This window comes from Alicyclobacillus sendaiensis NBRC 100866 (assembly GCF_001552675.1).
Classification (GTDB): Bacteria; Bacillota; Bacilli; order Alicyclobacillales; family Alicyclobacillaceae; genus Alicyclobacillus; species Alicyclobacillus sendaiensis.
The window spans coordinates 1-13,069 of sequence record NZ_BCRQ01000009.1; the positions used below are offsets into that span (position 1 = coordinate 1).

The 13,069-nt window shown below is 63.2% G+C and carries 8 protein-coding genes and 2 pseudogenes; 6 read left to right on the plus strand and 4 right to left on the minus strand.

Translation table 11 applies throughout. The features are described from left to right. Nucleotides 1-691 precede the first annotated feature (691 nt). The 3 genes and pseudogenes from AS26_RS14990 to AS26_RS15000 form a co-directional block, all read left to right on the plus strand. Nucleotides 692-817 carry a hypothetical protein gene (locus AS26_RS14990; RefSeq protein ID WP_444541744.1) on the plus strand — a complete coding sequence of 42 codons (126 nt, stop codon included), beginning with the start codon at nt 692-694 and terminating at the stop codon, nt 815-817. Between the two features lie 55 nt (nt 818-872). Next, nucleotides 873-1,317: pseudogene (locus tag AS26_RS14995) on the plus strand (IS1634 family transposase); the annotation flags it as partial. A gap of 1,016 nt (nt 1,318-2,333) precedes the next feature. Next, nucleotides 2,334-2,543, plus strand: a pseudogene (locus tag AS26_RS15000) (IS1634 family transposase); the annotation flags it as partial. A 198-nt stretch (nt 2,544-2,741) separates the two neighbouring features. Here the strand turns inward: AS26_RS15000 and AS26_RS03155 are convergent. Beyond that, a complete protein-coding gene (locus AS26_RS03155; RefSeq protein WP_062306073.1) occupies nt 2,742-3,434 on the minus strand; it encodes a hypothetical protein in 693 nt (230 codons plus the stop codon). A 98-nt stretch (nt 3,435-3,532) separates the two neighbouring features. Between AS26_RS03155 and AS26_RS03160 the strand changes: the two genes are divergently transcribed. The 3 genes from AS26_RS03160 (at nt 3,533) to AS26_RS03170 (ending at nt 9,486) form a co-directional block, all read left to right on the plus strand. Then, nucleotides 3,533-4,471, plus strand: a complete 939-nt coding sequence (locus tag AS26_RS03160; protein WP_062306074.1) for a ribokinase — start codon at nt 3,533-3,535, stop codon at nt 4,469-4,471. A gap of 87 nt (nt 4,472-4,558) precedes the next feature. Further along, nucleotides 4,559-5,833 (plus strand): exonuclease SbcCD subunit D, encoded by a 1,275-nt coding sequence (locus AS26_RS03165; RefSeq protein WP_062306076.1) that lies wholly within the window; start codon nt 4,559-4,561, stop codon nt 5,831-5,833. Continuing rightward, the gene (locus AS26_RS03170) at nt 5,830-9,486 is read left to right on the plus strand and encodes an AAA family ATPase (protein ID WP_062306077.1); all 3,657 of its coding nucleotides are present in this window, start codon (nt 5,830-5,832) and stop codon (nt 9,484-9,486) included. Before AS26_RS03165 ends, AS26_RS03170 begins: the two co-directional genes overlap by 4 nt. A 140-nt stretch (nt 9,487-9,626) precedes the next feature. Here the strand turns inward: AS26_RS03170 and AS26_RS03175 are convergent, their stop codons facing one another. Genes AS26_RS03175 through AS26_RS03185 form a run of 3 tightly spaced genes read right to left on the minus strand, consistent with a single transcriptional unit; the run spans nt 9,627 to nt 12,935 of the window. After that, nucleotides 9,627-11,111, minus strand: a complete 1,485-nt coding sequence (locus AS26_RS03175) for a P-loop ATPase, Sll1717 family (RefSeq protein WP_062306079.1) — start codon at nt 11,109-11,111, stop codon at nt 9,627-9,629. A 5-nt stretch (nt 11,112-11,116) separates the two neighbouring features. After that, nucleotides 11,117-12,517: a KGGVGR-motif variant AAA ATPase gene (locus AS26_RS03180; protein WP_062306081.1), complete on the minus strand. Its 1,401-nt coding sequence runs from the start codon at nt 12,515-12,517 to the stop codon at nt 11,117-11,119. Continuing rightward, nucleotides 12,510-12,935, minus strand: a complete 426-nt coding sequence (locus tag AS26_RS03185; RefSeq protein WP_062306083.1) for a HEPN domain-containing protein — start codon at nt 12,933-12,935, stop codon at nt 12,510-12,512. Before AS26_RS03185 ends, AS26_RS03180 begins: the two co-directional genes overlap by 8 nt. Between the last annotated feature and the right edge of the window lie 134 nt (nt 12,936-13,069).

The following is a 13,069-nucleotide window of genomic DNA, read 5'->3' on the forward strand; positions in this document are numbered from 1 at the left end:
ACCAGATGAGTTGAAGATCTCCGTTTTCGTCTGTAATTTCTTAGATTCCCTCATTCCGCTTTTTATACATGAAATCAGTAAGTCGGCTTGGTCGACCTCACTACTCTTCAGGTCGCCGTACACGCCCATGGCTCCGCCCAGTACGCATCCCCACCAGGCACCAAATGTCACGCACTGGACACAAACGATGAAGTCACGACTTTACACCTAGTGACTGGAAGCTATTCGAAACAAAGGACAACGTCATGGACTCACCATGTGAGGAGGTGTCCGAGTAATTGACCTAAGGACACGCTGTACACGACGCCACTCCTCGAACGGAAATGGTTTATCTTAGTCTCCCGGCTTCGACAGTTGGACAGAGTATGTAGACTCGTGGATGAATGTGGGATCCTAAAGGGCGCGGCTTGTAAGACTTGTCCACAGGCATGCACCACGTTTTCTATCGCTTTTTGTAGGTGTGCATTTGTCTGTGGATAAATGTGTTGTTTTGTTTACATAGGCGTAGGTTGTGTCCCATCACGTGGATATGTATATCCACGTCCTTCGACGAAAGCCAAGAACGGGTCTGTTACCGCTACTTACGTGCGGTTAGGCCATAACTACCGCGATCACAGGCCGATCAGCCGAAGGCCAAGGTGCTGTACACCTTCGGCCGTGCAGAGGAAACACACCTGGAGGCGCCGTCGCCTTGCCCCGAGTATTCATCGTTTTCGTGGGCAACGAGTTTACCTTAGGGCGCGGCCAGTCGGATGCCATCCAAATCACGCTGCTGGACAGCCTTCCCATGGGAGGGGCGTATCTGCCGATGAGCTAAGGCGACAGCTTGCATTGGACGAAGTCTTGCCTGAGCGGCGGCCGATCGGAAGTTCAAACAGGATCTCATCGGATGGCAGCTTGGCCGGGTGATCACGGCTGTAGACCGCGGCTTCGCATCCGAGAACAATCTGCGGATCCGACAACGCGCCGTCGGTCACTACATTGCTGGGGAGAAGATGACCTCTGGGAAACCGGCGGTGGACGAGGCCTTGGCGCGCCCTGGACGCTTTCGTGAGCTTCGTCCGAACCTGAAAGGTGAAGGAGGTCGTGGTGGGAGACGGCGAGGCCCGGGTCCGTTACGTGTTGGCGTTCAATCCCGAGGAAGCCAAACGCGATGAGGCGCGCCGGGCTGCGAAGTTGCGCGAGCTTCGGATGGAGTTGGAACGCCTCAAGGAGCTTCAGGGCGAAGCGCACACGAAGGCGCACTGTCGATTCGCAAGCCATCCAACGTTCAAGCGCTACCTGAAACAGGACCGATGGGGGAACCTGAGAATTGACCCGTAGGCCGTGAGGAGACTGGTAACTAAGAAGTAGCTGCGTGGTGGGCCATCTGCCTGTCCAATGATGGATTCGGAACGAGTGTTCAAAGGTTGTTTGACTGCGTGTTCGAAAGTTATCGGATTGGGTGTCCCAAAGCCGCGGAACACGTACCGTGGTTCTCCTGGTCGCCGGCTCCGTCTTACGATGGGGCTTTATGCACCACCGTCAAACGAGCTCTGGCGGTAGATGACGTGATCGTATCGCGATATCTCTTCATTTTCATGCTCTCGCGGCGTCGACATTCGACACGAATGTCCTGCGGAGCAACCGACGGCCATGGGGAAGTCGTGCCGCGTGAAGCGCACGGAGAAGCCAGCCGTGCCGGGACGGGGCTCCGTGCGTGAACCGGACGTGGCATGCAAGATGGCCGCTCCGTTTACGTGGCTGCCGGCTCACATGCCTGCACGGGTCTGCCCACATGCGCCGGATTGACCATGGGTGAAGTACGTGATTCGTGAGGTGGCGCGGTTTCCACATACCATTGCCTAATCGCTTCGTCCAGTTTGGAGGCATGTCTCACTAGTGCGTTTTACATTTCGGATGTTCGCTGCAGATCTCAAAGGTCGTCCTCGAAAATAGATGCGATCTTCATGTATTGTGACAGAAACAGTCCTTGAGAAGAACCAGATTAAATATATAGATAATAAGGTAAATAAACCTAAAATAATATCAAAGAAACTGAGGGAGCCATATCCTGTGTACGCATCAGAGACTGCAGATTTCCTGATTTGTATATCTACAAATTAACAGGATATATTCAAATAGAGCGAAGAGGTGGCCAAATAGCCTTGACACATAAATAACATATGCGTCATTGGTGAGTAAATCTTGTCTGGAGAATAATTTTGAACATATAAAATTCTGTACTTCTCGGCAGATAAATGAGAAACGCGCAGGTGTTCTCAGCCGTTTTCGCCAGGATTGACATACACGTCGCCGTTAACCGTCGTGTTCTCGAGTCCGCGTTTCGGACCCTGAAGACCGGGCGCTCGTGGCCCGACATCCGCTCCCACATGCAAGCGATGCATCAGGTGACCAAGCGCACGCCAAATGGAATCGTTGTGCACCGGACTGAAACGACCGAAGTGCAGCGGGAAATTCTGCGAATGCTACGGATCACAGAGCCACCAAGAATTCTGCGCATGGAACCTCGCACACGAGGGATTAGACACTACACGGGTTAGCCACAGGTCCCAAGCCGGGAGTGGGCTTGGGGGACTACGACTACAAAGTGTCGAAGCCAGCCTCGAGTTGTGACATAGATTGCCGTATCCGATGAGAAGGAGTCAATACCTATGCGAGGTCTGCAGGACCTCCATGTCGACAGCGCTTGAGCCAAGCGCCGAACGGCACCTTGTGTCGCCCGGCGCTTCGCTTTACCATCAGGTCGTCGACGTGGCATTCGAGCTGCTGGACGTGCTGTTTGTGCTCGTGCTGGACGAGCCGGTCGCCTTCGAAGTTGAGGAAGTGGTCGATCCCGATGTCGACTGCGCGGTGCTCGGCGTTGGGGTGGCGCCGAGATCGCGAATCGCCTCGCGCAGCTTGGCAATGAGGAGGTTCTCCAGGTTCCAGAGCTGGCGCAGTTGGCCGGCCGGTGGGTTGGTGGACGACGTCAACTGGTTCATCTCCTGCGTGAACTGGCTGTATTCCTTCGAAATCTGCTGCTCGAGGGCGGTCAGGGCGTGAGTCTCCCGGAGGGCGGATTCCGCCTGGGCGACCTGCTTCAAGATCTGGTTCATGGCTTGGCGCGTCGCTTGATTGGTCGACGCGTTCTGGAGCGCCGTCAGGTCCGACTGGAGCTCCGAGATGAGCTGGGCCACGGTCGGCGACTGGCCGGACGAAGATGTTGTGCTCTGCAGGAGCGACTGGTACTGCTGGTAGAGCGCTTGCACGGCGGCCGCCTTGGTCTGGACATCCGTGACGGTGATGTTCTCGTGGTGGCCGTGGCTTGCCGCGACGGGGTGGCCGAGATGCAGTCCGCGCGGCGCGGCCAGGGCGACTGGGCTGCCGGCAGCCACGAGCGTGCCGATGGCGGCGACGGTAGCGACGGCTTTCGTCCAACGGGCGTGCTTCATTTGAATCCCCCTTTGGTATGGTGTGAACATTCATCCTCTGTGTCCATTGAGGCTAGGACAAGAAGCTCAAAATTTCCTTGAAGGCAGGAGGTGGGCGCGTGGATGCGGTCGTGATCGGCAGTATCAACGTGGACCTGGTGGTGGGGGTCGACGCGATGCCCGGGCCGGGGGAGACGGTGTTGGGTCAATCGGCCAGGTACCAGGTCGGCGGCAAGGGGGCGAATCAGGCGATTGCGGCGGCCCGGCAGGGGGCGCGCGTGCGGATGGTGGGCGCCGTGGGGACGGACGCGTTTGCCGGGATGCTGACCTCCGCGCTGCGGGAGGCGGGCGTCGATGTCGCAGGCGTAACGCAGGCGGAGGGGCCGAGCGGCACGGCGCTCGTGTTCCTCGAACCGGGCGGGCAGAACCGCATTGTGGTGGTGCCGGGGGCGAATGCGGCACTGACGCCCGAGGGGGTGGAGCGCGCCGTGATGAATTTGGATGCGCCGCGGGACATGGCGGTGGTGGTGCAAAACGAGATTACGCCAGACGCCGTGTTGGCAGCCATCCGTGCCGCGCACGGGCGTGGATTTCGCGTGGTCTGGAACGCCGCGCCGCCCGCACAGGTGCCGGTGGGCGCGCTTCGCAGCGAGGACGTCCTCGTCGTGAACGAGGCGGAGGCTTCGCACCTCGCGGGAAAGCCCGTGATGGACCCGAAGGCGGCGCGCGAGGTGGCGGCGCAGCTCCTCGCCCTGGGGCCGGGGCTTGCGGTGGTGACGCTCGGCGACAAGGGCCTGGTGGCGGCGACGCGGCGCGGCACCATCCAGGTGCCGGCGTGGCCGGTGGAGGTGCGCGACACGACGGCGGCAGGCGACACGTGGATTGGCGCCTTTGTCGCGGCGTGGGACGGGGGCGAGGATGTGATACAGGCGCTGCGCTATGCGACGGCCGCGTCCGCCCTGTGCGTGACGCGGGCGGGCGCCTCGGACAGCATCCCCACCCGCGCGGAGGTCGAGGCGTTCCTTCGCGCGCATTCGCCGTCCCAAATTTTTTCGTAGGCGCGGCAGGAGTTCGGGACTCGACGACGAACGTATGTTTGCAAAGGCCCAGAAGGCCCACTCTCGACTCGGAAAGAAGGTCATGCCATGCGCATCCTCCATACCGCGGATTGGCACTTCGGCAAGACGCTCGAAGGGCGAGCGCGCGCGCCTGAACAGTGGCAGTTCATTGAGGAGTTGGCCGCCATTTGCGAGGACGAGGCGGTGGATCTGGTCCTCATGGCCGGGGACGTCTACCAGACGGTGAACCCGAGCGCAGAGGCGGAGGAGATGTTCTACCACGCCCTCCACAGGCTGGCCGCCGGTGGGCGCCGGGGCGTCGTGATCATCGCCGGCAATCACGATCACGCCGATCGTATCCGCGCCCCGCGCTGGCTGGCAGATTCGCTTGGCATTGCGCTCGTGGGGTTGCCGAAAGACGAAATACGGCCGACCGAGGCGCGGGACGGCGGCGTGTGGCGGCCGTTTGGCGGCGTGGGCGCGCTCGAAATCGCCGTTCCGTCCTGCGCCCACCGGGCCCGGATTGCGGCCGTGCCCTATCCGTCCGAATCTCGGCTCGGCGAGGTGCTCTCCGAATCTCTTGAGGAGGGCGAGATGCGGCGAAGCTACAGTGAGCGCCTCGCGTCGTGGTATGCCGATCTCGCCCGCCACTTTCGCCCGGACACGGTCAACCTGCTCGTGAGCCACGTGTACGTCGTGGGCGGGATGGAGAGTGACTCCGAAATTCAAATCCAGGTGGGCGGCGCGTATGCGGTGGATCCATCGGCCTTCCCCGCAAGCGCGCAGTACGTGGCGCTCGGCCATCTGCATCGGCCGCAGGAGATGGAGGGCCCGGGGGGCGTGCCGATTCGGTATGCCGGGTCTCCCCTCGCGTACAGCTTTTCCGAGGCGGGGCAGCAGAAATCGGTGACGCTCGTGGAGGCTGAGCCTGGGCAGCGCGCGCGGTGGCGGGAGATTCCGCTCGCGGCGGGGCGCCCGCTCGTGCGCTGGCGGGCGTCGGGCCTCGACGAGGTGCGCGCCTGGCTCGAAGAAGGGCGAGATGAGGGCGCCTGGATTGACCTCGAGGTGCGCGTCGACACGGAGATGGCCCTGCGGGACATTCAGGAACTGCGCGAGGCGCGGCCGCACCTCGTCCATATTCGGCCCATCCTGCCGGTGCGTGAGGGGGTTGAGGATTGGGACGCGCAGAAATCCAGGTCTATCTCGCCGGACGTGCTCTTCCGCCGCTTCTTCGAAGAGAAAGTCGGCGTGCCGCCGGATGATGCCTTGGTGCAGCTCTTCCTCGAGCTCGTGCAGGACGTGGATCGGGACGCTGGCGGGCCCGCGGCGAACGCGGAGGCGGGCGAGGAGGTGGGCGCATGAGGCCGATTCGGCTGGTGGTGCAGGGGCTGCGAAGCTACAGGGAGCGGCAGGAAATCGACTTTCAGGCGCTGACGGAGCACGGGCTTTTCGGCATCTTTGGGCCGACGGGGAGCGGCAAGTCGACCATCCTCGACGCCATCACCTTGGCCCTCTTCGGAAGTTCGGCGCGGGCGTCACGCCATACACAGGGAACGGTGAATCCGCTCGAGGCGCGCATGGAAATCCTCTTTGAATTCGAGATTGGCACAGGTGCGCGGCGCAGGCGGTACCGCGTGGAGCGCGCCTTCAAGCGCGGACAGAGTCCTTTTTCCGCCCTTTCCGCGGCGAGCCGGCTGCTGCAATTGGAAGAGGCGGGCGGCCTCGTCGTGGTGGCCGAGGGGGCGCGGGAGGTGGACGCCGCCATCGAGGCCATTCTGGGGCTCAAAGAGGAGGATTTCACGCGGGCCGTGGTGCTGCCGCAGGGGCAGTTCGCCGAATTTCTGCACCTCTCCGGGGCGGATCGCGGGAAAATGCTCGAGCGGCTGTTTGGTCTGGAGCGCTACGGCAAAAAACTCTCCGAGAAGGTGTCTCTGCGGTTGGCCGAGGCCGCGCAGGAGGTGGGGCAGCTGGAGGCGGCACTCGCCGAAATGGGCGATGCATCGGAGGAGGCGCTGGCGCGGGCACAATCGGCGCTCGCGGAGGCCAACCAGGCGCTTGCGAAGGCGGAAGCCGAGCGGCGGGAGGCCGAAGCGCGCCTGCGGGATCTCGAGCGCGTGGCCGAGCTGGATGCCGCGCGCCGGCAGGCGGAGGATGAGGCGAATCGCCTGCGGGAGCGCGCGGAGGAGGTGGCGCGGCTCGAGGGGCGGCTTGCGCGCCATCGCCGCGCGGAGGTGCTCATGCCGCTTGTGGTGGCCTGGGAAGAAGCCGCTGCGATGGCGCAGGCGGCGCAGGCGCGCGCGGACGAGGCTCGTTCCAATCTCCTCGCCGCCGAGTCGCGCGCGGAAGAAGCCATAAGAGCGGACGCGGAGGCCACATCCCGGCGCGAGGCGGAGGAGCCCGCGCTCATCGCCGAGCAGGCGCGCCTGCGCGAAGCCGAAGCCCTGGAGCGCGCTTGGGCGGACAAGGCGCGGGCCGCCCAAGAGGCTGAGCGTGAGCTCGCATCCGAGCGCGCGCGTTTGGCGCGTGCGGAACAGTCCTGCGCCGATCTCGAGGCGAAGGCCGTGGCGCTGCGGCAGGCGCTCGAGGATGCCGAGCGCGCGTTTCGGGCGCACCACGTGCCTCACGAGATGAGAAGCGCGCTCGACGAGCTCCGCCGCGCCCACGATGCCTGGCGGATGGCGGCGCTCGCGCGGGATGAAGAGGCCGCGCGCCTTGCGTCGCGCCGCACGGACGTGGAGCAGGCCGATCACGCCTGGCGGGAAGCGGCGGCGGTGCGAGATGGCTTGCTCGCGGAGTCGGCGTCCGCCGAGTCGCGGCGGGCCGCGCATGAAGGCGCCCGCCCCGCGCACACGCGCGATGCGCTGGCCAGCCTTCGCACCTGGTATCTGCGGGCGGAGGAGCGCGTGCGCGAACTGGAACAGGCCGAGCAGGCCGCGGCGCAAGCCCGCCGCCGCGCGGAGGCGGCGGATCGGGCGCGGGCGCAGGCGGAGGACGTGCGCAGCGCGCGCGAGCGAGAGGCCAAGTCGGCGCTCGAGTCCCTCGAGCGGTGGCGGTCGGAGCGGGAGCGGCGCTGGGCCGCGCGGCAAGGCCAACTCATCGCCGAGTTGGCCCGCCAGCTGGTGGACGGAAAGCCCTGTCCGGTCTGCGGCGCCACGCACCATCCAAGTCCAGCCCTCGGCGGGCACGAGGCGGCCGAGGTGTGGACGGAAGATGACGATCTCGCCCTGGCCGAGGCGGAGGCGCTTTGGCGCGCGGCGGACGAGGCGCTTCGCGAGGCCGAGCGGCAGTACCAAGCCGCCCTGGCGAAGGCGGAAGCCGCGGCGATGGAGGCAAGCCGAGCGGACGAGGAACGCGCGCGCCGCCTGACGGCGCTCGCGGAGCTTTGGACGGAGGCGCAGGGCGTGGCGGAAGAAACCCCGCCCGCGTCGGTGGAGGGCTGGCGGTCGCACGTCCGGCGCGTGGCCGACGAGGTGGCGGAGGCGGAAGCGGCCTGGGCAGCCTGGGAAGCCCGCGCGCAGGAGCTCGCGGCCGAAGCGGCATCCATCGCGGAGCGGCTCGAGGGCGCGAACCGCAGCGCGGTGGCCGCCGAGGAGCGCCTGAAGGCGGCGCGGTCGGAGTGGGAGCGGCAGCGGGCCATCGCGGCAGCGGCCGAGGAGAAGGTGCAAGCGGCGGAGGCGTCCCTGCGGCGGGCCGCGGAGGCGGTGCTTGGGGACGGGATGGACGGTGCGGCCATCGCCCACGCGGTCGAGGAGCGGCTCCGTCGCCTGGAAGAGGACGACAAGCTCGCGGCCGAGGCGGACGAGCGGCGCACCGAGCTCGCGGACCAGCTCGCGCAGGTGGGCGTTCGCCGCGAAGAGGCGGAGCGCGAGCGGCGAGAGGCCGAGCGCCGTGTCCACGAAGCCGAGGTGCGCGCTGCGCAGCTCCGCGCGGGCGCCGACGGCGACAGGGCTCGCCTGGACGAGATGACAGCCGGGCGCTCCGTGGCCGAGGCGCTCGCCGAGACTCAGGCTGCGCTGGAGGGTCTCCGGCGCGCGGTGGCCGAGGCGCTTCGCGCACGGGAGGCCGCCGAAGCGGCGCGCGACAAGGCGCGGACGGACGCCGCGCAGGCCGAGGCAGCGTTAAGCGAGTCGCGCCGGACCGAAGCGCGTGCGCGCGAGGCGCTGGAGGCCGCGCTGGCCGAATCCGGCTTCGCGACACCCGGGGAGGTGCGGGACGCGCTGCTCGACGAGCGCGAGGTGGCGGATGCGGAGGGCGAGATCGCCCGCTACCGCGACGCGCTGCAGGCGGTGAAGCAGCGGCTGGACGATCTCGCCCGCCAACTCGCCGGCCGGCGCGCGGATCCGGCGGAGCTCGCCGACGCCCGAGCCCGCGCTCAGGCTGCTGAGGCAGCGCACGCCGAGGCACAACAGCGGGTGGGGGCGTGCAGGCAGCAGCTTTCCGACGTGGAAGCCCGCCGCGCGCGCTTCGACGAGGTCAGCGGGAGGCTCGAGCAGGCCCGCGAATCGGCGCGGAGGCTGAAGGCGCTGAGCGACGTCCTGCGCGGCAATGCGTTTGTGCAGTTCGTGGGGCGCGAGGAGATGGCCGAAGTGGCGCGGCAGGCGTCGGAGCGGCTGGCTTCGCTCACCCACGGCCGTTACCGGCTCGTGTTGACGCCAACCGGCGATTTCGTGATGCGCGACGATCACTTGGGCGGCGTCGAGCGCCCAGTGTCGACGCTGTCCGGCGGCGAGACGTTTGTGACCTCGCTCTCGCTCGCCCTGGCGCTCTCCGCGCACATCCAACTGCGCGGACAGCATCCGCTCGAGTTTTTCTTCTTGGACGAGGGCTTTGGCACGCTCGATCCCGAGCTGCTCGACGTGGTCATGTCGTCGCTCGAGCGGCTCCGAGAGGAGCGGATGGCCATTGGGCTCATCAGCCACGTGCCGGAGCTCCGCGAACGGGTGCCACGCCGGCTGATGGTCGAGCCGGCGGAGCCCGGCGGCCGCGGGACGCGGGTGCGGCTGGAATACGCGTGAGGGAAATGGCGCGCGCAACAGGGCACCCGCGGGGGTGCCCAGAAGTGCCCTAGAATTGGACATGCATATGCGGGTGGACAGACGCAAGAGGACATCGCGCCGGGCGCGGCGGGGAGAAACGCTGCCGCAAAGGAGCCACGCTATGCGCGCGGGCGCTTCACGCCGCCTCGGCGCTTCATCCCAAACCCGTGCATGTAGATCTCCGGCGCGTTCAAACGGCCGTCCAGCCGCCGCTCCAGAATGCCGAGCTGGATTAACGCTTCGATCACGCCGCGAGGCTCGCGCGACGGCGGCGGCTCCGTCTCCGACCACTGTGCTCGTTGCAGGGCATCGATGAAGCGCTCCTCCGGGGCGGGGACCTCCACATTCTGGAACGCAGACGCGAGCGCGCTGACCCACGGATATTCCTCAAGGAGTTCCGCGATGCGTTCCTGAGACGTCTGCATCAGCGCGCCTTGAATGTTGATGGGGCGCAACAGGCGATCGCCCGGCAGCGCTTTGACGTCGAAACTCTCCAACTCTCGTTCGGCCGCAAACGCGAAGAGTTTGATGAACGGGCGAGGAGCAATCTGCCCTTCTGCATCCATCAGGTGATTGGGTATCCATCGAAACGTGATGCCTTTGCGCGCGTTTGCACCCATAAACGGGCCCACCATCTCATCGATGAAAGCTTTGTGCAGATGCTCGTGGTGCGTGGGCAGGTAGCCCAGCTGCTCGTCTTCTCCTTCGATGATGTCAGGGATGCGAACAACGTAGTCGTGCATCGGTGGCTCGAGGTTTGCCAGTCGCTTGATGAGCAACTGATACAGTTCATTGGGCGTCCAGTTCAGGCTGACCTGGTGTCCCGAATACTTCGAGGCGTCCGGAAAACGCAATTTGTCCATGCTGAAAAGGTCGGATCGCAGAAAGATTTTCGGGCGAATACGTCGCCATCTCCGCCACCGGTCAAGCCAAAACGCCAACAATTCCCGGATGGGCGAAAACAGGCTGTGGTAATCCTTGACCAGACGGTCGAGTTCATCGTAGGTCACGAATAGCCATTGATTGGTCTCGGTAAGGTACTCGTCCAACTCATCAAGAATGTCATTGGCGAGTTCCATGTTCTCGCGGATCTGAGGGAACCATTCGGACACGTGGGAGCGGTTCCTTTCCAATCCAGCGCGCCAGACATCCGAGATCCGGTGACGAAGGACCTCCTTGACCTCGTGCGTACCGTCGCGCAGCAGGCACGCGAGCAGAAGTCCTATCCAAAATGCCCTCCACCAGAGAGCGTCCGATTCGTCCACTTCGCTTTGCAGGACGTCGGGGGCGGGGAAAAAACGGTCCTGATCCACTCGCCCGTAACCGCGAATCCAGCATGCTCGATCCCATGCAATAGATACCGGATGTCTCAGCGTCTGCAGGATACTCGACGGTCCACCCGGGAGGTTCAGCACGTGAAACAGGGCGGACTTGCCGACTCCACGTCCGCCGAGGATGAGCAGGATGTCTGGGTCGAGCACATTCCGATAGTCGTCGACAACCAAGAAGTTGCGGAAGAACGACTTTGGGTCACGCGTGTCGTATTCTGCGTTTCCAGGGCCGATGGTTTTCAGTTGCTCGAGAAGGATGCGTTTGTCCCACAAGGAAATCAACCCCTAGAACGAGGGTGAACAAACCGATTGAACAAAGAGGTGAGTCGCTCGGCCAATTCTGTGTACGGCTGCGACGTTAAGATACCGACGAGCGCTTTTACCCGCACGGTATCATCTTCTCCCATTCTCAACAAGCGCAAATCGGCTCGAAGATTTTCATTCCAAGGAACAACCACGGGATGAAAGGGAGCCTCGGGATCGTTTTCGTTCGGTACCGCGATGTCATCTGGTTCCTCAGGGTCCTGCTCTGGATAATAGTGGCGTTGGAACACGTCGTACGCTGTTTCACGAAACATGCGTGTCTCATGGGTGAAGTTAACGTGGGATGGCCCTGGCGCCATCGCATGAACCAGCACGACAGGAACGGGCTCTCGAACACCATGCCCGGAGAGGGCTTGAATCACAGGGACGAGTCCCGCCCACGTCTGTCGAGATTGATTCCCCAGCAAGACGACTGCGTGGGACAGTTGCGTCATGGCGAGACCGCCGAGATCGTGAAAACCGGCCCGAGAGTCGATGAACAGAACGTCAAGATCATACGCGTCCGCGAATTCGGTGAGAAGTTGCTGCATCGTGTCTCGAATGACCCTGGACATCTGATGTTGAAAATCCAGTCTGGCGAGCTTTTCGAGATAGGCAGAATTCACATGTCCGGCAGGTATCACCCGAATCGGATGGCCATCTCCAATCAGGTGGCGGTCGATGACGGACAAGACGCTGGTCGGAAGCGTAAAATGCGCACCAAGTACCGGCTTGTTGATGAGGTAGTCGATGACGCCCATCGATATGCTGCCGTCAGGAAAGAAGATAGAACCAAGGCCTGGAGCTTCGAGATCCAAGTCGATCATTCCCACTCGAAACCCGCGACGGGCGAGCAACAGACCCACAGCCGCGAGCGCGGTCGTGCGTCCTTGGCCACCCTTGAAAGAGTAGAACGTGATAATGGCAGGACGCCTTCCATCGTCCACTTCAGCCACAGACCATGGGAGTTCCCAATCCAGCGAACCCTGCGCCCTCCAATACTCTTTCGCAACGCGCCTCTCAAGGATATAGACAGTGCAATTCAGCGAGGAACCTTTTTCGCGTTTGAGCCAATCGGCTTGTTCGCGCTCCATCCTTATGGTCCGTTCCAGGGAAGCGAGAACGTCATCGTCTGGGTCCGAAATCCAGATGTCGTTCGCAAAAAATGGACCAAGCTTTTTGGAGAGCGTGCTCTGCGTTTCGTCCACCGTCGCGCGGTCGATGTGCACGCCTGCAGCAGGCTCGACGAACAGCGTGATCTTCCCTTGCACGTCGCGAATCAATGTGACGCTCCTGCACGATGCCAGGAAAACGTCGACCTCTAACAGAGCATCCCACGCCACCTGCAACACGTTATCAAAGAAAACGTCAACCAAGGTCACTCCTCCTTAAATATCCACTTAGCACCATTTCCAAAAGGGTTTTTTGATAAATCTCCTCGGCGAGCTCAAGTACGGCACGTGCGAGGTCGGGCCGCCATCGTCCGGTGGCCCAATACCGTCGGTCGGGATGGCCCTTAGCCAGCTCTGTGGAGTCGATGGCGAAACTGGACAAGAAGGAGTGAAGTTTGGGCTGCAGGCGTATGGATCGGTTCAGCCCCTCCTGTTGTAATTTCCTGAGATTGTGTCCGAATTGACGAGGGTTGGAATGTCGATCGAAAACTTCGATCATCGCTTTCATGGAACATTCGGCGACATAACCCGCCAAATACACCGCATTATCAAACCGCTGGTTGCCAAACAATAACTTGGAGTCGCGAAGGTGACGCGTTGCGGCTTGTGCATAAGCGTCCATTTGATGGTGGCCGACCTCGCCCTCACATCAGGATTCTCGTACACGCAGGTCACGAAAACCTAGCACAGACTGTGCAATGGCCAGGTTGAGTCCGAGTAGAACATTCGCCCGTGGAGATAGGACGACATTCTGCG